The 22075-nt window shown below is 59.3% G+C and carries 20 protein-coding genes; 15 read left to right on the top strand and 5 right to left on the bottom strand.

The genetic code is table 11. The features are described 5' to 3' along the window. Positions 1-76 precede the first annotated feature (76 nt). A complete protein-coding gene (gene gshA / locus BMY45_RS23235; RefSeq protein WP_092402050.1) occupies positions 77-1660 on the top strand; it encodes a glutamate--cysteine ligase in 1584 nt (527 codons plus the stop codon). A 93-nt stretch (positions 1661-1753) separates the two neighbouring features. On the opposite strand, the gene mgrA is transcribed toward gshA, so the two are convergent. Next, on the bottom strand, positions 1754-2791 hold the full coding sequence (mgrA, locus tag BMY45_RS23230) for an L-glyceraldehyde 3-phosphate reductase (protein ID WP_047226838.1): 1038 nt from the start codon (positions 2789-2791) through the stop codon (positions 1754-1756). Between the two features lie 273 nt (positions 2792-3064). Here mgrA and BMY45_RS23225 point away from each other — a divergent pair, with 273 nt between their 5' ends. After that, positions 3065-3805, top strand: a complete 741-nt coding sequence (locus tag BMY45_RS23225) for an SDR family oxidoreductase (protein WP_092402047.1) — start codon at positions 3065-3067, stop codon at positions 3803-3805. A 12-nt stretch (positions 3806-3817) separates the two neighbouring features. Here BMY45_RS23225 and betT read toward each other — a convergent pair whose 3' ends face one another. Continuing rightward, positions 3818-5779: a choline transporter BetT gene (gene betT / locus BMY45_RS23220; protein ID WP_177193383.1), complete on the bottom strand. Its 1962-nt coding sequence runs from the start codon at positions 5777-5779 to the stop codon at positions 3818-3820. A 506-nt stretch (positions 5780-6285) separates the two neighbouring features. Between betT and BMY45_RS23215 the strand changes: the two genes are divergently transcribed. From BMY45_RS23215 to BMY45_RS23190, 6 genes are all read left to right on the top strand, one after another. After that, positions 6286-7284: a D-cysteine desulfhydrase gene (locus BMY45_RS23215; protein ID WP_092402041.1), complete on the top strand. Its 999-nt coding sequence runs from the start codon at positions 6286-6288 to the stop codon at positions 7282-7284. A 299-nt stretch (positions 7285-7583) separates the two neighbouring features. Further along, positions 7584-8378, top strand: coding sequence for a cystine ABC transporter substrate-binding protein (gene tcyJ, locus BMY45_RS23210; protein WP_047226834.1), 795 nt, complete (start codon positions 7584-7586; stop codon positions 8376-8378). Then, entirely contained in the window at positions 8378-9043 is a 666-nt protein-coding gene (gene tcyL, locus BMY45_RS23205; RefSeq protein ID WP_092402038.1) for a cystine ABC transporter permease, read from the top strand. The genes tcyJ and tcyL overlap by 1 nt, the downstream gene beginning before the upstream one ends. Positions 9044-9046: 3 nt before the next feature. Continuing rightward, positions 9047-9808 carry an L-cystine ABC transporter ATP-binding protein TcyN gene (gene tcyN, locus BMY45_RS23200; RefSeq protein ID WP_092402035.1) on the top strand — a complete coding sequence of 254 codons (762 nt, stop codon included), beginning with the start codon at positions 9047-9049 and terminating at the stop codon, positions 9806-9808. Positions 9809-10273: 465 nt separating this feature from the next. Then, a complete protein-coding gene (locus BMY45_RS23195) occupies positions 10274-11044 on the top strand; it encodes a hypothetical protein (RefSeq protein ID WP_092402032.1) in 771 nt (256 codons plus the stop codon). A gap of 98 nt (positions 11045-11142) precedes the next feature. Continuing rightward, complete coding sequence (locus tag BMY45_RS23190; RefSeq protein WP_092402029.1) at positions 11143-11769, top strand: class I SAM-dependent methyltransferase; 627 nt, start codon at positions 11143-11145, stop codon at positions 11767-11769. A gap of 153 nt (positions 11770-11922) precedes the next feature. Here the strand turns inward: BMY45_RS23190 and BMY45_RS23185 are convergent, their stop codons facing one another. Beyond that, entirely contained in the window at positions 11923-12489 is a 567-nt protein-coding gene (locus BMY45_RS23185) for a transporter substrate-binding domain-containing protein (protein ID WP_092402026.1), read from the bottom strand. Positions 12490-12621: 132 nt separating this feature from the next. Between BMY45_RS23185 and BMY45_RS23180 the strand changes: the two genes are divergently transcribed. Next, positions 12622-13050, top strand: coding sequence for a DUF4399 domain-containing protein (locus BMY45_RS23180; protein WP_092402023.1), 429 nt, complete (start codon positions 12622-12624; stop codon positions 13048-13050). 227 nt (positions 13051-13277) lie between these two features. Here BMY45_RS23180 and serA read toward each other — a convergent pair whose 3' ends face one another. Then, complete coding sequence (serA, locus tag BMY45_RS23175; protein ID WP_047226823.1) at positions 13278-14507, bottom strand: phosphoglycerate dehydrogenase; 1230 nt, start codon at positions 14505-14507, stop codon at positions 13278-13280. Between the two features lie 205 nt (positions 14508-14712). Here serA and BMY45_RS23165 point away from each other — a divergent pair, with 205 nt between their 5' ends. The 4 genes from BMY45_RS23165 to BMY45_RS23150 all read left to right on the top strand — a co-directional run bounded on the left by BMY45_RS23165 (position 14713) and on the right by BMY45_RS23150 (position 19019). Beyond that, positions 14713-16107, top strand: a complete 1395-nt coding sequence (locus tag BMY45_RS23165) for an FAD-binding oxidoreductase (RefSeq protein ID WP_092402021.1) — start codon at positions 14713-14715, stop codon at positions 16105-16107. A gap of 42 nt (positions 16108-16149) precedes the next feature. Continuing rightward, the gene (locus tag BMY45_RS23160) at positions 16150-16815 is read left to right on the top strand and encodes a fumarylacetoacetate hydrolase family protein (protein WP_092402018.1); all 666 of its coding nucleotides are present in this window, start codon (positions 16150-16152) and stop codon (positions 16813-16815) included. 238 nt (positions 16816-17053) lie between these two features. Further along, positions 17054-17986 (top strand): SdiA-regulated domain-containing protein, encoded by a 933-nt coding sequence (locus BMY45_RS23155; RefSeq protein WP_092402015.1) that lies wholly within the window; start codon positions 17054-17056, stop codon positions 17984-17986. Positions 17987-18104: 118 nt separating this feature from the next. Continuing rightward, positions 18105-19019 (top strand): SdiA-regulated domain-containing protein, encoded by a 915-nt coding sequence (locus tag BMY45_RS23150; RefSeq protein ID WP_092402012.1) that lies wholly within the window; start codon positions 18105-18107, stop codon positions 19017-19019. A 144-nt stretch (positions 19020-19163) separates the two neighbouring features. Here BMY45_RS23150 and rpiA read toward each other — a convergent pair whose 3' ends face one another. Further along, positions 19164-19838, bottom strand: coding sequence for a ribose-5-phosphate isomerase RpiA (rpiA, locus tag BMY45_RS23145; protein WP_030140525.1), 675 nt, complete (start codon positions 19836-19838; stop codon positions 19164-19166). Between the two features lie 137 nt (positions 19839-19975). Between rpiA and ilvA the strand changes: the two genes are divergently transcribed. Beyond that, on the top strand, positions 19976-21490 hold the full coding sequence (ilvA, locus tag BMY45_RS23140; RefSeq protein ID WP_092402009.1) for a threonine ammonia-lyase, biosynthetic: 1515 nt from the start codon (positions 19976-19978) through the stop codon (positions 21488-21490). A 152-nt stretch (positions 21491-21642) separates the two neighbouring features. After that, the gene (locus tag BMY45_RS23135; RefSeq protein WP_092402006.1) at positions 21643-22068 is read left to right on the top strand and encodes a DUF2269 family protein; all 426 of its coding nucleotides are present in this window, start codon (positions 21643-21645) and stop codon (positions 22066-22068) included. Positions 22069-22075: the final 7 nt, after the last annotated feature.

Genomic DNA, 22075 nt, shown 5'->3' with positions numbered 1-22075 from the left:
CCAGTTTTAACTTCACCCTTGTAGACCGTCGTGACCACCCCCATATTGGGGCGACTGACGCGTGAAGGAATTCAACTTGAGCGACCTTTTAAACCGCCGCCTGGCTCTGCTCGGCGAGCGCGCCAACCTCTCCCTGCTCGAGCAGTGCCTGCACGGCATCGAACGTGAATGCCTGCGCGTCACGGACACAGGGCATCTGGCGCAGACCCCGCACCCCGAGGCCCTGGGCTCGGCGCTGACCAACGAACAGATCACCACCGACTATTCCGAGTCGCTGCTGGAGTTCATCACCCCGGCCCAGGCTGACGTGGCCGATACCTTGCACAGCCTCGACAAGATCCACCGGTTTGCCTACAGCAAACTCGGCAACGAGTACCTGTGGAGTCCTTCGATGCCGTGCCCGCTGCCAGCAGAGGAAGACATTCCGATCGCGTATTACGGCACCTCGAACATCGGTCGGCTCAAGTACGTCTACCGCCAGGGTCTGGCGCTGCGCTATGGCAAGACCATGCAATGCATCGCCGGGATCCACTACAACTTTTCCCTGCCGGAAAAACTTTGGCCGCTGCTGCGTCAGGCCGAAGCCGTTGAAGCGAGCGATCGTGATTTCCAGTCATCGGCCTACATCGCGCTGATCCGTAATTTCCGTCGCTACAGCTGGTTGCTGATGTACTTGTTCGGTGCCTCGCCGGCTCTGGATGCCGGCTTTCTGCGCGGCCGTCCGCACCAGTTGGAACAATTGGATCCGGACACCTTGTACCTGCCGTATGCCACCAGCCTGCGCATGAGCGACCTGGGTTACCAAAGCAACGCCCAGGCCGGCCTGACCCCCTGCTACAACGACCTGGCAAGCTACACCGACAGCCTGCGCAAGGCGGTGGCGACACCGTACGCGCCCTACGTCGAAGTCGGCACGCATAAGAATGGTGAGTGGGTGCAGCTCAACACCAATATTTTGCAGATCGAAAACGAGTACTACTCCAACATCCGCCCAAAACGCGTGACCTATACCGGCGAGCGCCCGATTCAGGCGTTGATGGCCCGGGGCATCCAGTACGTCGAAGTCCGTTGCCTGGACATCAACCCGTTCCTGCCGATGGGCATCGACCTCACCGAATCGCGGTTCCTCGATGCGTTCCTGCTGTATTGCGGCCTGAACGACAGTCCGCTCCTGGAAAACAACGAGTGCAGCAATGCGACGAACAACTTCCTGACTGTGGTCAAGGAAGGCCGGCGGCCAGGTTTGCAATTGCAACGCCAAGGGCAATCGGTGGACATGCAAGCCTGGGCCATTGAGCTTCTGGAGAAGATCGCACCATTGGCCTCGCTGCTCGACGAGAGCCAGGGGGGCGACGCCCATCGCCAGGCATTGGACGCGCAATTGGCGAAGGTGCGGGACCCGTCACTGACCCCCTCCGCCCAAGTGCTGGCAGCCATGGCACAACACCAGGAAAGTTTCGCCCAGTTCTCCCTGCGCCAGAGCAAGGCCCACGCCGAATTCTTCCGTGCCAAGCCGTTGCCTACCCAGGAGCAGAGCGCATTCGAAGAAAACGCTCGTCAATCCCTGGCTCAGCAAGCTGAGCTTGAGCAGAACGAAGTGGGGGATTTCGATGTGTTTGTAGGGGCGTACCAGGCGAGCATCCTGGCAATCAGTAACTAGCGAGCGAACACCTGTGGGAGGGAGCAAGCTCCTCCCACAGGGTTTTGTGTACAGCCGGCCATTTTTGGCGGATCGGCTGTTTGGCAAAAGTAACTACTCCGCCGACGAAGGTTTCTCCCACAGATTGATCCCGCCCTCCTGGGCAAACCGATCGATCTGCGCCAGTTCTTCAGCGCTGAAACTCAGGTTCTTCAACGCCCCGACGTTCTCGATAATCTGCTCCGGCCGACTGGCGCCGATCAGCGCAGAGGTTACCCGTGCGTCGCGCAGGGTCCAGGCCAGGGCCATTTGCGCCAGGCTTTGCCCGCGACGCTGGGCAATTTCATTGAGGGCGCGCACATGGGCGATGTTCTCCTGCGACAGGTGCGAAGCCTGCAACGAACCACCACCCGGGCGATTGACCCGCGCATCGGCCGGAATGCCCTTGAGGTACTTGTCGGTCAGCAGGCCCTGGGCCAAGGGCGTAAAGGCAATCACACCCGTGCCCAGTTCATCGGTGGCGTCCAGCAGGTCCTTTTCCACCCAGCGATTGAGCAGGTTGTAAGCCGGTTGATGGATCAGCAGTGGGACCTTCCACTCTTTGAGTAGCGCAGCCATTTCCCGGGTCTTCACACCGGAATACGAAGAGATGCCGATGTACAACGCCTTGCCCTGCTGCACGGCCGTGGCCAGCGCGCTGGCGGTTTCTTCCAACGGGGTGTCGGGGTCGAAGCGGTGGGAATAGAAGATATCCACATAGTCCAGGCCCAGGCGTTGCAGGCTCTGGTCCAGGCTGGCCAACACGTACTTGCGCGAACCACCTCCCTGGCCGTAAGGACCGGGCCACATGTCCCAGCCGGCCTTGCTGGAGATGATCAACTCATCGCGGTACTGCTTGAAGTCTTCGCGCAGCAAGCGGCCAAAATTGATCTCGGCGCTGCCGTAGGGCGGGCCGTAGTTGTTGGCCAGGTCGAAGTGATTGATACCCAGGTCAAACGCCGTACGCAGCAGCGAACGCTGCGTGTCGATCGGCGTGCTGTCGCCGAAGTTGTGCCACAACCCTAACGACAGCGCCGGCAGCACCAGCCCGCTGCGACCGACACGGCGGTAAGGAATGGACTCGTAGCGGTTTTCGGCAGCGGTGTAGGTCATCGAAAGGCTCTCTGTTCGGGTGGCTGGTACATGGGGCAAGCTAACACCTCACAGACGCATCCGTCAGGCCAAAAGTTCGCCTGTCCGGCGTGGGAGCGGGTTTGCCGGTGCAGGTGAACTACCGCAGGTGGGCGACACCTCGGCCCATGGAAGAGACGTCTTCCTGCCCGCGTATTGTTTGTGATTACTGAACAGTCAAGGCAGCCGCCGGGCATTTATCATCGACAGTAAACATGTGAATCTGGCTTCATCCACTTCAAAAGGAGCCCTGTCATGCCCCCGCAAACCACCAAAGTTGCCATCGTAACCGGCGCCTCCCGCGGCATCGGCGCCGAAATCGCCAAGCAACTGGCCCGCGATGGTTATGCCGTCGCCATTAACTTCGCCAACAGCGCCGCCGAGGCCTCGAAGCTGGTGGTGCAATTGCGCCAGGCCGGTCACCAGGCCATAGCGATCAAGGCAGATGTGTCCTCTGCCGTCGACGTCCGCCGGATGTTCGACGAGACCGAAGCGCAACTGGGCAAGGTGGATGTGCTGATCAATAACGCTGGCACCCTCCAAGTGATGCCCTTGGCCCAGCACAGTGACGAGCTGTTCGACCAGACGTTCGCCATCAACACTCGCGGCACCTTCAACACCCTGCGCGAAGCCGCAACCCGTCTGAGCGACGGTGGCCGGATCGTGAATTTTTCCAGCAGCACCGTTGGCCTGAACCTGCCCGGCTATTCGGTGTACATCGCCAGCAAGGCCGCCGTCGAATCACTGACGCAGGTGTTCGCCAAGGAACTGCGCGGCCGCCAGATCACAGTCAACGCCGTGGCGCCCGGCCCGGTCGCTACCGAACTGTTCCTGCATGGCAAGAGCGAAGAACAGATCCAGAACTTCGCTAAAATGCCACCCCTGGAACGCCTCGGCCAGTCGGAGGACATCGCCAGCATCATATCCTTCCTGGTCAGCCCGGCCGCCGGCTGGGTGAACGGGCAAATCCTGCGTGCCAACGGCGGCCTGGTCTGAGGTTTCGCCCGATCAGCGCACCAGATGCAGGAACTGCATATGCCGCTCGTATTGGTCGAGGATGTCGTTGATGACCTGTTCCTTGGTGTAGCCCACCAGATCGTAATCCTGACTGCCTTCACTCAGGTGCACTTCAGCACGGTAGTAACGGCGGTTGTTGAGCTCCTTGGAACCCATGCCGCCGCGGGCGAAGGACGGCGTGAAGTAGCCGCGCATCTGCACCTGGTAGATGAACGGATGCTGCTCGCCGTGGCCGATCTCCAGGCTGACGCTGTCGTTGGCCGGGTCAGGCTGGGTCACCACGGTCAGACCTTTCTCGGCGAACACCGCTTTCACCTCCTCGATGGCCGGGCGTACCGTGGTGTCGAGAAAACGGTACACCTCGTCGCGGGACGGGAAATGCACCGCCTGACTCAAGCGCTGTCGCCAGCCGCCCGTACCTCGTCGAGAAGCCGACACCGGTGCCAGCGAATGCAACTGCGCAATCTGCTTCTGGGACTCGAGGTAAAACGCCTTGTGCAGGCCCCACATCATCAACAGCAGAATCAGCGAGAACGGCAAAGACGTCAGCACCACTGCCGACTTCAAGGCATCGATGCTGCCGGAGAACAGCAATGCACTGGTCACCAGGGCGGTCATCGCCCCCCAGAACACCCGCAGCCATTTGGGCCCGTCTTCATCAGGGCTGCCGCCCTTGGCCGACAACGTCGAAAGCACCACAGTGCCGGAGTCGGCTGACGTAACAAAGAACACAAAACTGATAAACACGGTCACCGCGATGACGGTCTTGCTCCATGGATAGGTTTCCAGCAGCAAATAAAGGCTCATCGAGGGGTTTTCCAGGGCGGACATACCCAAAGCACTCATGCCGTGGTTCAACACTTGGTCAATGGCGCTGTTACCGAAGATCGACATCCACGCCAGGGTGAAGCCAAGGGGAATCAGCAACACGCCAAACACGAACTCGCGGATAGTGCGCCCACGGGAGATGCGCGCAATGAACAACCCCACGAACGGCGACCACGCGATCCACCAGGCCCAGTAGAACACCGTCCAGCCGCCCAGCCAGTCGCTGGGCTCGTTGTAGGCGTACACGTCAAAACTCTTCATCGGCAGGGCGCCGAGATAATCGCCGATGTTCTGGATCAACGTGTTGAGCAAATGCTGGGTAGGCCCGGCAAACAGCACGAACAGCAGCAACGCGCAGGCCAGCAGCATGTTGATGTCGGACATGACCCGCACGCCTTTATCGACACCGGCCACCGCCACAATGATTGCCGCGCCCATCATCAGTACGATCAGGCCGACCTGAATCCACTGGGTGTGGGCGATGCCGAACAGATAATCGAGCCCGGAATTGAGATGCAGCACGCCAAACCCCATGTCCGCGCCGAGGCCGAACACGGTCGCGATGATGCCGAAACCGTCCACCGCGTAGCCGATGGGGCCGTTAATACGTTTACCGATCAGCGGGTACAGCGCTGAACGCAGGGCCAACGGCAAATTGTGCCGGTAGGCAAAGTACGCCAGGGCCATGCCGACGAAAGCAAACACGCCCCAGCCGTGCAGGCCCCAGTGCAGAAACAGGATCTGCATGGCCTGGCGCGCGGCATCTGCGGTACCAGCCTCGCCTTGCGGTGGCTGAACCAGATGGGTCAGCGGTTCGGAGACACAGAAAAAAAACAGGGTGATGCTGATACCGGCAGCGAACAGCATGCCGGCCCAGGACAGGTAACTGAATTCGGGCTCGTCGTGGTCGGCACCGAGCTTGATCTTGCCGTAGCCGGACAAGGCGGTGACCACCACGAAGACCAGATACAGGGTCATCGCCAACATGTAATACCAGCCGACCGTATTGGCCGCCCAGTTCTGCGCCGCCAGCAGCCAGGCACCGGCCTGCTCCGGCACAGCAATGACCACCAGGCCGAACAGCAGAATGAAGGTCGCGGCAAAGTAAAAAACCGGCGGATTCATGCGGACCAAGCCGCTGGGTGGAAGGGACGAGGCACTCATGAGCGAGGGTCCCCGGAAAGCGAAATCGTGAAAATTGCGAACGGACTCGGCAAAGGCAAGCCTCCTGTTGTGAGCGGGCAGCAAACCGACGGTTTAACTTGAATGAACGTTCAAGTTAAACATGAATAGGTAGCTAAGGACTAATCCCAGGTCTGGCCGGTACTTTTCCTACACTAGTCTGGGAGGCTATGACGCTACCTGGAGAGCATTCGTTCAGTGTCTAAATATATGTCCTAGGAAACATGCCCCCTGTGGGAGCGGGATTGCTCGCGAAGGGGCCGTAACATTCACATCAATGTAGATTGGAAGTCCGCCTTCGCGAGCAAGCCCGCTCCCACAGGATCTTCATTGTCCAGCAATCCGGGAGTCCCACCCTGCCGGTTTACGTCCAAACAAAACGATTGCCGGTTGCCCATCAATATCGGCGTGCCTATAGTCCAGGCATCTCCTGCAATCAGTACGGACCCATGATCAAACAACAGCTAGCGCGCTTTAACCGTCTTGACCTGCTCGGCCATCCAACTCCCCTGGAAAAACTCGACCGTCTTTCCTCCTGGCTCGGTCGCGACATCTATATCAAGCGCGACGACCTGACCCCGCTGGCTTTGGGTGGCAACAAGCTGCGCAAACTGGAATACCTGGCCGCCGATGCCCTGGCTCAAGGTGCCGACACCCTCATCACCGCCGGTGCGATCCAGTCCAACCATGTGCGCCAGACTGCCGCGCTGGCGGCAAAGCTGGGCCTGGGCTGTGTGGCCCTGCTGGAAAACCCCATCGGCACCGAAGACAGCAACTACCTGAGCAATGGCAACCGGCTGCTACTGGAGCTGTTCGACGCCAAGGTCGAATTAGTCGAAAACCTGGACAACGCCGACGAGCAATTGCAGGCCCTCGCCGCGCGTCTGCGCAGCAATGGGAAGAAGCCCTATCTGGTACCGATTGGCGGTTCAAATGCTCTGGGCGCGCTAGGGTATGTGCGCGCCGGGCTGGAACTGGCCGAACAAATCAAGGACACCGGCCTGAATTTCGCCGCCGTGGTGCTGGCCTCCGGCAGCGCCGGGACTCACAGCGGTCTGACGCTGGCACTCAGTGAAAGGCTGCCGCAACTTCCCGTGATTGGCATAACGGTCTCACGCAGCGAAGAAGACCAGCGCCCCAAGGTCCAGGGCTTGGCCGAACGTACCGCCCAACTGCTTGATGTATCGTTTCCAGAGGCCTTCAAGGTGAACCTGTGGGACGAATACTTCGCCCCACGTTACGGCGAACCCAATGCCGGTACACTGGCGGCAGTCAAATTGCTGGCGAGCCTGGAGGGTCTGTTGCTCGATCCGGTCTACACCGGCAAGGCGATGGCCGGCCTGCTCGATGGTATTGGTCGCGATCGCTTCGACGAGGGCCCGATCATCTTCCTGCATACCGGCGGCGCACCGGCGTTGTTTGCGTATAACGCGGCGCTCCAGGCGTAGTGAAGTTCTCAATGTGGGAGCGAGCCTGCTCGCGATAGCGGCGTGTCAGTCAAAACAATATTGACTGGTTATCGCGAGCAGGCTCGCTCCCACAGGAGATTTTTTCATTCCATACTCAAATATTTGAATGATTTAATATTATTTTCCAATCTATAAACACCACCCTATAGTCTCGCCACAGGCGCATTTGCCGCGAGACGCCCAGGCTGCTTTAAGGCAGGATGGGCAATCTTTTTAATCGCGGCGACGCCTTCTCTCATCCGAAATAACGTCTCCATAAAAAAACACAGGGGCTTGTCATGAATTTTTCCGCATTACGTCGCAACCTGTTGGTGGGTTCGCTGGGCCTGGCATTGAGCGCCGGTCTGCTGGGGCAGGCAGTCGCCGGTGAGCAGTTGCAAAAGATCAAGGACGCGGGCGTGATCAACGTCGGTCTGGAAGGCACTTACCCACCGTTCAGTTTCGTGGACGCCGATGGCAAGCTGGCCGGTTTCGAAGTGGAGTTTTCCGAAGCCCTGGCCAAGGAGCTGGGCGTGAAGGTCAAACTGCAGCCGACCAAATGGGACGGCATTCTCGCCGCGCTGGAATCCAAGCGCCTGGACGCGGTGATCAACCAGGTCACCATCTCCGAGGAGCGCAAGAAGAAGTATGACTTCTCCCAGCCCTACACCGTTTCCGGTATCCAGGCGCTGGTTCTGACCAAGAACAAAGACGCCATCAAGACCGCCGATGACCTGGCCGGCAAGAAAGTCGGCGTTGGCTTGGGCACCAACTATGAGCAATGGCTCAAGGAAAACCAGCCAAAGGCTATTATCCGCACCTACGACGATGATCCGACCAAATACCAGGACCTGCGTGTAGGCCGCATCGACGCCATTCTGGTAGATCGGCTGGCTGCTCTGGAGCTGACCGCCAAGGCCAAGGACACCGCCGTTGCGGGCGAGCCGTTCTCCCGCCAGGAAGCCGGTATCGCCCTGCGCAAAGGCGAGCCTGAGCTGCTGGACGCAATCAACAAGGCCATCGACAAATTGCGGGCCGACGGCACCCTGGCGAAAATTTCGCAGAAATACTTCAACGCTGACGTCACTCAATAATGGAAGAGGCTTTTCAACTCGCGCTGGACTCCGCGCCCTTCTTGCTCAAGGGCGCGTATTACACGGTCATCCTCAGTTTGGGCGGCATGTTCTTCGGCTTGTTGCTGGGCTTCGGCCTGGCGTTGATGCGCCTGTCGCGCTTCAAGCTGGTGAGCTGGATCGCTCGCATCTACGTGTCGTTCTTTCGCGGCACGCCGCTGCTGGTGCAGCTGTTCGTGATCTATTACGGGTTGCCCCAACTGGGCGTCGAGCTGGATCCGTTGCCGGCGGCGCTGATCGGATTCTCGCTGAACATGGCGGCCTATGCGTGTGAAATCCTGCGCGCGGCCATCAGCTCCATCGAGCGCGGCCAGTGGGAAGCCGCGGCCAGTATCGGCATGACCCGCGCCCAGACCCTGCGCCGGGCCATCCTGCCGCAAGCGGCGCGAACGGCCTTGCCTCCTCTGGGCAACAGCTTCATTTCCCTGGTCAAAGACACCGCACTGGCGGCGACCATCCAGGTGCCGGAGCTGTTCCGTCAGGCGCAGTTGATCACTGCCCGCACTTTCGAAATCTTCACCATGTATCTTGCCGCCGCGCTGATCTACTGGATTCTGGCCAGCGTGCTGGCGCACCTGCAGAACGTCCTGGAAGCCCGGGTCAATCGGCATGACCAGGAGTCCTGACCCATGATTGTCGTGGAAAAACTGACAAAGCAGTTCAAGGGTCAAGTGGTGCTCAATGGCATCGACCTGGAGATCAAAGAAGGCGAAGTGGTGGCGATCATCGGCCCCAGCGGTTCGGGCAAAACCACCTTCCTGCGCTGCCTGAACTTCCTCGAAGAACCCAGCAGTGGCCGGATCAAGGTCGGCGACATCGAAATCGATGGCAGTCGACCGCTGAACCAGCAGCAGAACCTGGTGCGTCGTTTGCGCCAACAAGTGGGTTTTGTGTTCCAGAACTTCAATCTGTTCCCCCATCGCACGGCGCTGGAGAACGTCATCGAAGGCCCCCTGGTGGTGAAGAAGACCCCACGTGCCGACGCTGAGGCTTTAGGCCGTAAACTGCTGGCCAAGGTCGGGCTGGCAGGCAAGGAGGACGCCTACCCGCGGCGTCTTTCCGGTGGCCAGCAACAGCGCGTGGCGATTGCCAGGGCGCTGGCGATGGAGCCTGAGGTGATTCTGTTCGACGAGCCGACCTCGGCCCTGGACCCGGAGCTGGTGGGCGAGGTGCTGGCGACGATTCGTGGCCTGGCCGAAGAAAAGCGCACCATGGTCATTGTGACTCACGAAATGGGCTTCGCCCGGGACGTGGCGAACCGCGTGGTGTTTTTCGACAAAGGTGTGATCGTCGAACAAGGCGAAGCCAAGGCCTTGTTTGCAGCCCCCCGGGAGGAACGCACTCGACAGTTCCTCAGCAAGTTCCTCTCGGCCGGACACGGCAACCAGTAAGTTATTTATATTGTCCCTACTTCCAAGGATGGAAGTAGAACAACTAACTCCCCAACGCAACAAACTGAAACTCTCGATTGAGTTAACACACCGCCCCCGTTGACCTGCGATATATACGTATCTCTGGCAATACTTTTCTTTGAGCCAAGCTATCAGCAGGCTTGCTACCACTCCCCGTTCAAACGAATGAAGCCGAGGAAAAAGGTGCACAAGGCCGCGCATTCTTAACTTTAACGCGTAGGACATTTCTGAAGCCCTATATAATCAATTATTAAGCAAGTTCCTCTATTGACACTGAAACTGCTGAACCCTTATCTAGTGACCCACAGGCGACGCGAACTATTTTAGTTCTGCGCGGTGAACCGCAGACAGGGTCCATGCTGCGCAATAAAAATATGTCGCGATGATTAAGCGCCTTCGATCTTCCCGAAACGGACTTCGTTTTAAAGCATCAAGGAGAACACCATGACATGTACGTCGAACATTCCTGAACTGGCGGCGCCTATCCTGGCCAACGCTCTGCGTAACAGCATCAACATCACCAGCGCGGCACACTTGCAAGTGGTGATTGCCCCTTATCCCGGCATGGACGCGGGCGATCTGATCGAGCTGTTCTGGGACAATTGCTACGTCGGCTCCCGCCTGCTGTCACCGGCCGACGTGCACAGTAGCGTTACGTTGCGGGTCCCCGAGAGCTTCATCGTCAATGGGACCTCGCGCATCCATTATCGCGTGATGCAAGTGGGGCGCGGGCCGGCGCTCTCAGCATCGCAACGGGTCCAGGTCAAGCTCGATTGCCCCGGTGGCCAACCGTCGGCCCTGAGCGGTGATGAAAACCAGGGCCTGGCACCAGTGCGGATTCCTGATGCTATCCGCCGTAAGGGCGTGAACCCGAGCCAGGTCAAACGTGGCGTACCACTGACCATAGAGCCCTATCTGAACATGGCCGCTGACGATGCGATTACCTTGCGCTGGGGCGACGTGCGCATGGACCTGCCCCGCATCAAGCCTTGCGAGGTTGGCCTGCCGATCAACATCTGGGTACCGCCGCAGATCATCCTGGAGGCAGGGGAAGACCTGCGCCTGGAAGTGACCTATTGCATCCTCGACCGCGCGGGCAACAACTCCCACTGGGCGCCGCCGCGAACGTTGAAGATCGGTTGCGCTAACTCGTATCTGAAAAGCCCGGCGAAAGAGGCGCTCATGGCTGCCGAACCACGCGGCAAAAATTCTTGAGCAATCCGATGCGCGAGAGCCTGGTCATGATTGGCAGGGAAGCGGCCAGGCTGCTTGCGGTATAGTTCGACCAAGCTCCCCAACCCAAGCCAGCGACCATGAAACACACCCCCGACGACCTGCAGACCATCACCACCACAACCCTGGGCCATTACAACGCGGTCGCCGAGAGCTTTCGCGAAGGCACTCGCGATCATGACGTCAGCCAGAACATCGACGCGTTGCTGCGGCATATCCAGGGTCAGGCGCCCTTCCACGTTCTGGATTTCGGCTGCGGCCCCGGGCGGGACTTGCGGACATTCACCGACAGGGGGCATGTCGCGGTCGGCCTCGACGGCTCGGAGGAGTTTGCCCGAATGGCGCGCCAGGACAGCGGCTGCGAAGTCTGGCAACAGGATTTCTTGAACCTCGACCTGCCAGGCGAACGCTTCGATGGCATCTTCGCCAACGCCGTGCTGTTTCATATTCCTGTGCAGGAATTGCCTCGAGTGCTCAAGCAATTGCACGCCACCCTCAAGCCCGGCGGCGTGCTGTTCAGTTCCAACCCGCGGGGCGAAAACCAGGAAGGCTGGAACGGCCAGCGCTTCGGCGCGTATCACGACCTTGCGGCATGGCGCACGCTGCTCACCGAGGCAGGTTTTGTCGAGCTTGAGCATTACTACCGACCGGCGGGGCTGCCGCGGGAGCAGCAGCCATGGCTGGCGAGTGTCTGGCGTAAGTCCTGAGGACAGGACTATTTGGACAGGGTGAGCGGTGAACCCTGTGGCGAGGGAGCTTGCTCCCGCTCGACTCTGGAGGCGCCGACGAAACCTGCGATCGTTTGATCTTTCGCTTGAGACTCAAGTGTCCTTGAAAAGATCGCAGCCTCGTTGCACTCGTCAGCTCCTACGACCCAACCATTTCTGCGACAACTGCTCCAATCGCCCGTCGTCCTTGATCCGCTCCAGGGCATTGTCCAGGCTGGCCTTGAACGCCGGGTTGCCCTTCTGAAACGGAATCACCAGGCTCGGCGCCGGCTCGCTCTTTTCTTCCGGCTGAAAGGACTGCGCCATGACCAGGGGACGCGGTGTCTCATCCTTGCGCGCCAACAGTTGCGCATCCGGCTGGCTGTAAACGGCACTGGTGTCGAAACGTTCGGCCAGTTCCGGGGTCATTGCTATGTGGTTGATGGCAACGTCGTACTTGCCACTTTCCACGCCGGACAGCAGATCCCCGGCATCGGTGACCACAAAATCGGCGCGAACATCCAGCTCACCGGCCAGCATCTGACCCAGCTCCACTTCGAAGCCGGTGAGCTTGCCGTCCTCCTTGAAGTTGAAAGGGCTGGTGTTGGCTTCCAGAGCGATGCGCAATTCGCCACGGTCGTTGACGTCGTCGATCAGTTCGGCATGGGCCAGAGGGCTCAAGAGGGGTAGCAGGCAGATCAGCCCAGGCAGAAAACGCATGGTCACTCCTTTGTATTGTTACAAGCGACGCTCGTTTCAGGCTCGCTTTGCTATGGTTGTTGCAGGCTTCGACAACGAATGGTCATGAAGTTGTCATGATCTCGCGGATTTCATGAAAAACTGGAGAAAAAAATGAAAAGCTTTATGTCACGTGCCGCCTTGGCCAGCCTGTTGCTGGGGGCTTCGATGCTGGCGACAGCCGCAACCCCTGCTCCCGAGGGTGCGAAAGTCTTCTTCGTTTCCCCAAAGGATGGCGATGTTGTCAGTCAGGAATTCAAAGTCCAGTTCGGCGTCGCAGGAGGAATCGCCTTGGCCAAAGCGGGCGAGATGATAAAAAACACAGGGCACCACCATTTGCTGATTGATGTGGACAAACTACCTGCCGAAGGCGTTGCAATTCCGACCGACGCCAACCACGTGCACTTTGGCATGGCACAAACCGAGACCACCCTCAAACTGGCCCCGGGCAAACACACCTTGCAACTGATACTGGGCGACTACGGCCATGTACCGTTCGATCCATCGATCGTATCCGAGAAAATCACGGTGACCGTGGAATAACCCGGCACCCATAAACACTCCGCCCTCTGGGAGCGGACTTGCTCGCGAAGGCGGTGTATCAGCGTGGGATATATCGACTGACACACCGTCTTCGCGAGCAAGCCCGCTCCCACAAGAACTCATGCTGTGTCAGGCAATAAAAAAACGGGAGCCCTGACCGGGCTCCCGTTTTTTATTGCAAGCCATACATCAGCTTGCCGCTTGAAACTAACAACTCACCCCTGCTCTTAGAACAACACCCGGCTACGAATAGTGCCGTTGATGTGCTGCAGTTTCTCTTGTGCCAGATCGGAGTATTCGGCATCGACGTCGATCACGACGTAACCGACTTTCTCGTTGGTCTGCAGGAACTGACCGGAAATGTTAATACCGTTTTCCGCGAAGACCTTGTTGATCTCGCTCATCACACCCGGGATGTTTTCGTGGATGTGCAGCAGGCGATGCTTGCCAGGGTGAGCCGGCAGGGCCACTTCCGGGAAGTTCACGGACGATACCGAAGTACCGTTGTCGCTGTACTTGACCAGCTTTTCCGCCACTTCCAGGCCAATGTTGGCCTGGGCCTCGGCAGTAGAACCGCCGATGTGCGGGGTCAGGATCACGTTGTCCAGACCACGCAACGGGCTTTCAAAGATATCGTCGTTGGAGCGTGGCTCCACCGGGAACACGTCGATGGCGGCGCCGATCAGGTGTTTGTCCTTGATCGCTTCGGCCAGGGCGTCGAGCTTGACCACGGTGCCGCGAGCGGCGTTGATCAGGATCCCGCCTTTCTTGATGGCACGGATTTCCTTCTCGCCGATCATCCACTGGGTGGCGGCGGTTTCCGGAACGTGCAGCGTCACGATGTCGGACATGCCCAGCAGCTCGTGCAGGTCGTTGACCTGGGTGGCATTGCCCAGCGGCAGCTTGGTCACGGTGTCGTAGAAAAACACCTGCATGCCAAGGCCTTCAGCCAACACCGACAACTGCGTGCCGATCGAGCCGTAACCGACGATACCCAGCTTCTTGCCACGGATTTCGAAGGAGTTGGCCGCGCTCTTGATCCAGCCGCCACGGTGGCAGGAAGCGTTCTTCTCGGGAATGCCGCGCAGCAGCAGGATCGCTTCGGCCAGTACCAGTTCAGCCACGGAACGGGTGTTGGAGTATGGCGCGTTGAACACCGCGATACCGCGCTCGCGCGCCGCATTGAGGTCCACCTGATTGGTGCCGATGCAGAAGCAGCCGACCGCCACCAGTTTCTTGGCGTGGTCGAAGATCTCTTCGGTCAATTGGGTACGGGAGCGAATACCGATGAAGTGAGCATCGGCGATCTTTTCCTTGAGCTGGGCTTCCGGCAGAGAACTGGTGATGTACTCGATGCTGGTGTAGCCCGCCGACTTGAGGACGTCGACAGCCGATTGGTGGACGCCTTCGAGAAGAAGGAACTTGATCTTGCTCTTATCGAGAGAAGTCTTGCTCATCTGCGTAAACCTGTGTCCCGGAGAAAAATGGCAGGGAATCGGACAGCGCATGCTGGTCCGACCGGCATGACAGCCGTCGCCGCAGAACAGCCAATGGGCACTACGCTGCGGGGTCGGTATGCTAGCATACGCACCCCGCTAAACACTCATTCCTGCGACGTGAAGCGTTCTCAGGATGACCATGAATTGTTCGAGAGTTCTGTCGATGACCAATCCTGCCGTGATAGATGAGCTGAAGACCCTGGTTGAGCCTGGCAAAGTCTTGACCGATGCCGACTCCCTGAACGCTTATGGCAAGGATTGGACCAAGCACTTCGCCCCGGCGCCGAGCGCCATCGTCTTCCCCAAGACCATCGAACAGGTTCAGGCCATTGTGCGCTGGGCCAATGAGCATAAGGTCGCGCTGGTGCCATCGGGCGGGCGTACCGGGCTTTCCGCCGCAGCCGTGGCGGCCAACGGCGAAGTGGTCGTGTCATTCGACTACATGAACCAGATTCTCGACGTGAACCTCACCGATCGCACAGCCGTCTGCCAGCCAGGCGTGGTCACTGAACAACTGCAGAACAAGGCTGAAGAGCACGGTCTGTACTACCCGGTGGACTTCGCCTCGGCCGGTTCCAGCCAGATTGGCGGCAACATCGGCACCAATGCCGGCGGAATCAAGGTCATTCGTTACGGCATGACCCGCAACTGGGTAGCCGGCATGAAAGTCGTCACCGGTAAAGGTGACCTTCTGGAACTGAACAAAGACCTGATCAAGAACGCCACTGGCTACGATCTGCGGCAGTTGTTCATCGGCGCCGAAGGCACCCTCGGGTTCGTGGTCGAAGCCACCATGCGCCTGGACCGGGCTCCGAAGAACCTCACCGCCATGGTCCTGGGCACCGCCGATTTTGATTCGATCATGCCCGTACTGCATGCCTTCCAGGGCAAGCTGGACCTGACGGCGTTCGAATTCTTCTCCGACAAGGCCCTGGCCAAGGTCCTGGATCGGGGCGACGTACCGGCGCCATTCGAAACCGAGTGCCCCTTCTACGCTCTGCTGGAGTTCGAAGCCACCACCGAAGAAGTCGCCAACCACGCCCTGGAAACGTTCGAACACTGTGTAGAACAGGGCTGGGTACTCGATGGGGTGATGAGCCAAAGCGAAACCCAACTGCAAAACCTGTGGAAGTTGCGCGAGTACATCTCGGAAACCATCTCCCACTGGACGCCGTACAAGAACGACATCTCGGTCACCGTCTCGAAAGTCCCGGGGTTCTTGCGCGACATCGACACTATCGTCGGCCAACATTACCCGGATTTCGAAATCGTCTGGTTTGGCCACATCGGCGACGGCAACTTGCACCTGAACATCCTCAAGCCAGAGAACCTGAGCAAGGACGATTTCTTCGCCAAGTGCGCGACCGTGAACAAATGGGTCTTTGAAACCGTCGAGAAATACAACGGCTCGATCTCCGCAGAACACGGCGTAGGCATGACCAAACGCGATTACCTGACCTACAGTCGCTCGCCGGTAGAAATCGAATACATGAAGGCCGTCAAAGCCGTATTCGACCCGAACGGCATCATGAATCCGGGCAAGATTTTCGCGGTTTAACGCAAAAAAATACCTGATGAATCCCAGAAGCAGGAGTCGGTAATGAGCTATCAGCACCAGTATGTCGACGGTACCCGTATTCATTTCCCGGTGGGAAAAATCGTGTGCATTGGCCGCAACTACGCCGAACACGCCAAGGAACTGGATAACCCTGTACCCACCGAACCCCTGCTGTTCATCAAGCCTGGCAGCTGCGCGGTGCCGCTGGAAGGCGGTTTCAGCATCCCCGCCGACCGTGGTGCAGTGCACTACGAAGCTGAAATTGCCGTGCTGATCGGCAAGCCACTGTCGACCCGGCCCAGTGCCGAGGAAGTGCTGGATGCCATCTCCGGCTTCGCCCCGGCCCTGGATCTCACCCTGCGGGACAAGCAAGCCGAGCTCAAGGCCAAGGGCTTGCCCTGGGAGGTCGCCAAATCCTTCGACGGTGCGGCGGTGCTCGCACCTTTCGTATCCAATGGTACCTTTGCCGATCTGACCGACATCCCGGTTCGCCTGACCATCAACGGTGAAGTGCGCCAGGACGGCAACAGCAGCCTGATGCTCAACCCCATCGTGCCGATGATCCAGTACATGGCTGGCTGCTTCTCATTGCAGGCCGGCGACGTGATCCTCACTGGCACTCCGGCGGGCGTGGGACCGTTGAACGTCGGGGATGAACTGGTACTGGAATTGCCAGGCGCGAGCCGTTTCGAAAGCAGCGTTCGCTAACTCGGTTTTGTGATCCGCTAGAAATCATGTGGGAGCGGGCTTGCTCGCGAAGGCGATATAACAGTCAGCATAGATGTTGAATCTGACGCCCCCTTCGCGAGCAAGCCCGCTCCCACAGGTATCCAGCTTTCCCGAGACCTAGGTTTTACTGTTTTTTCACATGCCATCCGGATAATCCCAGGGAATGCGGCATCTGAGCCAGCCATTTTCCGAATCCGACTTATCTGGAATGCCCCTGATGGCCACGCCCCTTGCACAGCCCTCTTCCAACCGCGTCCGCCGCTCCCGCCTGGCGCTGCCCTGGTATGCCTGGTCACTTTTAGCGGCCGGGGCCTTTTACTGGCTGGCGTATGCCATGCACTGGGATGACCGGGGCCTGCTGTGGGCATCGGAACGTCTCGAAAGCCCCGCCCAGCGCCAGGAAAGCATCTGGTTGCCGGACTACCATGCGGTGATTGACGCCAAGGTCCTGCCTGGAATGGAAGAGGATGAAGCTTCCGACCTGACCTATAACCCACAGACCAAAACCCTGTTCGCGATCATGGGTAAGCACCCGTTTCTGGTGGAACTCACCCTGCAGGGTGACGTGCTGCGCAAAATGCCGTTGGTGGGCTGGAGCAATCCTGAAGGCGTGGCCTACATGGAGAATGGTCTACTGGCCATTACCGATGAACGAAAACACACGTTGTCGATCATCCAGGTCGATGCCGATACTCGCGAACTGAACAGCACGGATTTCCCTCACTACGATCTCGGCCCGTCAAAGAACCAGAACAAGGGCTTCGAAGGCGTCGCCTGGGATCCACGTAACCAGCAGTTGACCTTGGGTGAGGAGCGTCCACCGGCGTTGTTCACCTGGAAAAGTGACGGCAGCCAGCTGCTCAAGGGCGACAAACAGATCCATGCCAGCGATGAGCTGGACCTGCGCAACCTCTCGGCGCTGGCGATCGATCCTCGCACGGGGCACTCGCTGCTGCTGTCGGCCGACTCCCATCTGTTGCTGGAGCTGGACGATACAGGGGAACAGGTCAGCTTCATGACGTTGCTGGGCGGTTTCAACGGCATCAAGGACACGATCCCCCGTGCCGAAGGCGTAGCCCTCGATGAGGTGGGCAACCTGTACATGGTCAGCGAGCCGAACCTGTTCTATCGTTTCGAAAAACAACGCTGATAGCGCAACTCTGTAAGGCAATTCATCCTTCGCTGTAGGGTGTGGCATCCGGCCATTAAGCTTCAGTTCAGGCAGCCGTGGTATTTCCAACCACCTGTTCTCATCCGAGCCCACCCACATGCGTCGACTTGCCCGCCCGAAGCCCTTGATCCTGCTGCTGATAACCATCGTGCTGATCGCTGTGATCGCAGCCGCTCAATACCTGCGCCTGTTCGAGCGCGCCTGGTTCAATTTCAACGCCCTCTGGCAGCCCCCCAGCGAGCAGGCCATTGCGCTGGACCAGTATCGGGTTACGGTCGAGGCGCAGGTGATCGAAGGCCTGAACAATGACGTTTCGGCGCTGACGTACGACCCGATCCGCAAGAGCCTCTTTACCGTTACCAACAAGAATGCCGAACTGATCGAACTGTCACTGGACGGCAAGATCCTTAGGCGCATCGCCCTGATTGGCTTCGGCGACCCGGAAGCGGTGGAGTTCATCAGCGAGGACATTTACGTCATCACTGACGAGCGTCAGCAGCGGCTGATCAAGATTCACTTGGACGACGATACCCAATTCCTCGACGCGGCCGACGCAGAGCAAATGACGCTTGGCCTGCACCTGAACGGTAACAAAGGGTTCGAAGGGTTGGCCTACGACTCAGTGGGCAAACGGTTGTTCGTGGCCAAGGAGCGCGATCCGATGCTGATTTATGAAGTGCGGGGCTTTCCCCACCACAAACCGGACAAATCCTACGCTGTCCATGTCATCAACAACCCCAAGCGCGATGCCGGACTGTTCGTCCGCGATCTTTCGAGCCTGCAATACGACGAGCGCAGCGGCCATTTACTGGCGCTGTCCGATGAGTCGCGATTGATTCTCGAGCTGGATATAGACGGCCGACCGTTGAGCACGCTGTCGTTGAGCAAGGGCCGCCAAGGGCTACAGAAAACCGTCCCTCAGGCCGAGGGTGTTGCCATGGATGACGATGGCAACCTCTATCTGGTCAGCGAGCCGAACCTGTTCTACGTCTTCAAGAAACCGCAGCCTTGATCCACCAAAAAAACCAATGTGGGAGCGAGCCTGCTCGCGATGGCGGTGCATCAGCCAACATGGATGTGTCGGGTAGACCGCTATCGCGAGCAGGCTCGCTCCCACAGGGACTGCTTCACTCAAAGAGCAGGTTATGCCACCTGCTTACTCAGCCCGCAGGGTCTTCACCCCTTCAGCAGTTCCCAGCAACAACACATCCGCCGGGCGAGCCGCGAACAAGCCATTGGTGACCACACCGACGATGGCGTTGATCTGACTTTCCAGCTCCACCGGGTTAGTGATCTGCAGGTTATGGACATCCAGGATAATGTTGCCGTTATCGGTCAGCACGCCTTCGCGGTACACCGGGTCGCCGCCCAGTTTCACCAGTTGGCGAGCCACGTGGCTGCGGGCCATCGGGATGACTTCCACCGGCAGCGGGAACGCACCGAGCACTGGCACCAGTTTGCTGGCGTCGGCGATGCAAATGAAGGTCTTGGCCACAGCCGCGACAATCTTCTCACGGGTCAGGGCCGCGCCGCCGCCCTTGATCAGGTTCAGGTGCGCGTCACTTTCATCGGCGCCGTCGATGTAGAACTCCAGATCGCTCACGGTATTGAGCTCATAGACCGGAATCCCATGGCCCTTCAGGCGCGCAGCGGTGGCTTCGGAGCTGGCGACCGCGCCGTCGAACGCGCCTTTGTGCTGCGCCAATGCGTCGATAAAGCAATTGGCCGTCGAGCCGGTGCCGACCCCAACGATGCTCTTGTCATCCAGTTTCGGGAGGATGAGGTCGACAGCGGCCTGGGCCACGGCCTGTTTGAGTTGATCCTGGGTCATGCGGGCTCCGAAAGCGGACGGGGAGTAAAGAGGGACGCGAGTATAACCCAACAAAACCTTGGGATTCGTGTGGTCGCCCAGCCAAAAGCCGGGTTAGACTCCTTGGCCCTGCCCAACCCGCCCAGTGATGCTTTCCGATGCTTGAACAGTACGTCAAAAAGATCCTCACCTCGCGCGTTTACGACGTTGCCGTGGAAACCCCATTGCAGACTGCCCGCCAGCTCTCCGAGCGGCTGGGCAACAACATCTGGCTCAAGCGCGAAGACTTGCAGCCGGTGTTCTCGTTCAAGATTCGCGGCGCCTACAACAAGCTGACCCAGCTCAGCGACGAAGAGCGCGCACGCGGCGTGGTCACGGCTTCGGCGGGCAACCACGCCCAGGGCCTGGCCCTGGCGGCCAAGGTGCTGGGCGTCAAAGCCACCATCGTGATGCCCAAGACCACCCCGGAAATCAAGGTCGAGGGCGTGCGTTCCCGCGGCGGCAAAGTGGTGTTGCACGGCGATTCTTTCCCCGAAGCCCTGGCCTATTCGCTGAAACTGGTCGACGAAAAGGGCTACGTCTACATTCACCCCTATGACGATCCCCACACCATTGCCGGGCAGGGCACGGTGGCGATGGAGATCCTGCGCCAACATCCGGGGCGTCTGGATGCGATTTTCGTCCCAGTGGGCGGCGGCGGGCTGATTGCCGGGATCGCGGCCTACGTGAAATACCTGCGGCCAGAGATCAAGGTGATCGGCGTCGAACCGGACGATTCCAATTGCCTGCAAGCTGCCATGGCTGCGGGAGAGCGGGTGGTGCTGCCAACCGTGGGGCTGTTTGCCGATGGCGTTGCCGTGGCGCAGATCGGCCAGCACACGTTCGACATCTGCAAGCACTACGTGGATGAAGTCATCACCGTCAGCACCGACGAAATCTGCGCGGCCATCAAGGATATCTACGACGATACCCGCTCGATCACCGAACCTGCCGGGGCCTTGGGCGTGGCAGGAATCAAGAAATACGTCGAATCGCGCGGCATCAGCGGACAGACCCTGGTGGCCATCGACTCCGGCGCCAACGTCAACTTCGACCGCCTGCGTCACGTGGCCGAGCGTGCCGAGCTGGGCGAAGGCCGCGAGGCTATCATCGCGGTGACCATTCCCGAGCAGCCAGGCAGCTTCAAGGCCTTCTGCGAAGCCGTCGGCAAGCGCCAGATCACCGAGTTCAACTATCGCTACAACACGGGCAGCGAAGCGCACATCTTCGTGGGCGTGCAAACGCACCCGGAAAACGACCCGCGCAGCGCGCTGATCGCCAGCCTGACCGAGCAAGGCTTCCCGGTGGTGGACCTGACCGACAACGAACTGGCCAAACTGCACATTCGCCACATGGTGGGCGGGCATGCGGCCCATGTCATCGACGAGGTCGTGCTGCGCTTCGAATTCCCGGAACGTCCGGGGGCGCTGTTCAACTTCCTCAACAAGCTAGGCGGACGCTGGAATATCTCGATGTTCCACTACCGCAACCATGGTGCGGCAGATGGTCGTGTGGTGGCGGGACTGCAAGTACCGCACGATGAACGTCATCTGGTACCGGCAGCCCTGGAAGAAATCGGCTACCCGTACTGGGATGAAAGCGATAACCCGGCGTACCAGTTGTTCTTGGGGTGAACTCCGCGATTGCGACCTGTGGCGAGGGAGCTTGCTCCCGCTGGGTCGCGAAGCGGCCCCAAGAAAAGCGGTGAGCGCTTCGCACCCAAGCGGGAGCAAGCTCCCTCGCCACAGGGGCTAAGCTATTGAGCAAGACTTAAGGAAATCCAACGATGGAAACGTTAACCGCGCTGAAGATCGCCCATGTCGTCGCCACGGTATTGCTCTTGGCGGGTGCCCTGGGGCTGGCCATCTGGGTCTGGAGAACGCGCCGCAACGGCGATGCCACGGCGGCCGCGCGCACACTGCAACGCCCGCGGGTGTTTGTCTGGCTGGTGATGGCCCTCGCGTTGGCGAGCCTGCCGTTCACGGGGTGGTGGATGGTGCATCAGATCGGCTGGCCGCTGGGGCAGACCTGGTTGCTGGCTTCCAGTGTGCTCTACACCGTGGCGGCGCTGGCGGGGTTCTGGCTGTTGGTGCGGTTGAACAAACTGCGCAAGGCGCCTGGAGGTAGCGGGAAATTTACCTTTGCCTTGGCGCTGTTCAGTGTTGTCTGCTTTGTCGCCATTGCGGGGTTGATGGGGGCCAAGCCGGTTTAAGATTTAA

The sequence above is a fragment of the Pseudomonas sp. NFACC39-1 genome, from assembly GCF_900110355.1.
Classification (GTDB): domain Bacteria; phylum Pseudomonadota; class Gammaproteobacteria; order Pseudomonadales; family Pseudomonadaceae; genus Aquipseudomonas; species Aquipseudomonas tehranensis.
This window is presented reverse-complemented; position numbering and strand designations above follow the sequence as displayed.

What these genes read in the sequence shown, in the direction of transcription:
- tcyL (WP_092402038.1), top strand. Translation starts at nt 8,378, where the DNA reads ATGGAAGAGGCTTTTCAACTCGCGCTGGACTCCGCGCCCTTCTTGCTC.
- mgrA (WP_047226838.1), bottom strand. Translation starts at nt 2,791, where the DNA reads ATGACCTACACCGCTGCCGAAAACCGCTACGAGTCCATTCCTTACCGC.
- BMY45_RS23215 (WP_092402041.1), top strand. Translation starts at nt 6,286, where the DNA reads ATGATCAAACAACAGCTAGCGCGCTTTAACCGTCTTGACCTGCTCGGC.
- tcyN (WP_092402035.1), top strand. Translation starts at nt 9,047, where the DNA reads ATGATTGTCGTGGAAAAACTGACAAAGCAGTTCAAGGGTCAAGTGGTG.
- ilvA (WP_092402009.1), top strand. Translation starts at nt 19,976, where the DNA reads ATGCTTGAACAGTACGTCAAAAAGATCCTCACCTCGCGCGTTTACGAC.
- rpiA (WP_030140525.1), bottom strand. Translation starts at nt 19,838, where the DNA reads ATGACCCAGGATCAACTCAAACAGGCCGTGGCCCAGGCCGCTGTCGAC.
- BMY45_RS23180 (WP_092402023.1), top strand. Translation starts at nt 12,622, where the DNA reads ATGAAAAGCTTTATGTCACGTGCCGCCTTGGCCAGCCTGTTGCTGGGG.
- BMY45_RS23225 (WP_092402047.1), top strand. Translation starts at nt 3,065, where the DNA reads ATGCCCCCGCAAACCACCAAAGTTGCCATCGTAACCGGCGCCTCCCGC.
- BMY45_RS23150 (WP_092402012.1), top strand. Translation starts at nt 18,105, where the DNA reads ATGCGTCGACTTGCCCGCCCGAAGCCCTTGATCCTGCTGCTGATAACC.
- tcyJ (WP_047226834.1), top strand. Translation starts at nt 7,584, where the DNA reads ATGAATTTTTCCGCATTACGTCGCAACCTGTTGGTGGGTTCGCTGGGC.
- BMY45_RS23190 (WP_092402029.1), top strand. Translation starts at nt 11,143, where the DNA reads ATGAAACACACCCCCGACGACCTGCAGACCATCACCACCACAACCCTG.
- BMY45_RS23160 (WP_092402018.1), top strand. Translation starts at nt 16,150, where the DNA reads ATGAGCTATCAGCACCAGTATGTCGACGGTACCCGTATTCATTTCCCG.
- BMY45_RS23185 (WP_092402026.1), bottom strand. Translation starts at nt 12,489, where the DNA reads ATGCGTTTTCTGCCTGGGCTGATCTGCCTGCTACCCCTCTTGAGCCCT.
- betT (WP_177193383.1), bottom strand. Translation starts at nt 5,779, where the DNA reads ATGAATCCGCCGGTTTTTTACTTTGCCGCGACCTTCATTCTGCTGTTC.
- BMY45_RS23195 (WP_092402032.1), top strand. Translation starts at nt 10,274, where the DNA reads ATGACATGTACGTCGAACATTCCTGAACTGGCGGCGCCTATCCTGGCC.
- BMY45_RS23135 (WP_092402006.1), top strand. Translation starts at nt 21,643, where the DNA reads ATGGAAACGTTAACCGCGCTGAAGATCGCCCATGTCGTCGCCACGGTA.
- BMY45_RS23165 (WP_092402021.1), top strand. Translation starts at nt 14,713, where the DNA reads ATGACCAATCCTGCCGTGATAGATGAGCTGAAGACCCTGGTTGAGCCT.
- serA (WP_047226823.1), bottom strand. Translation starts at nt 14,507, where the DNA reads ATGAGCAAGACTTCTCTCGATAAGAGCAAGATCAAGTTCCTTCTTCTC.
- BMY45_RS23155 (WP_092402015.1), top strand. Translation starts at nt 17,054, where the DNA reads ATGGCCACGCCCCTTGCACAGCCCTCTTCCAACCGCGTCCGCCGCTCC.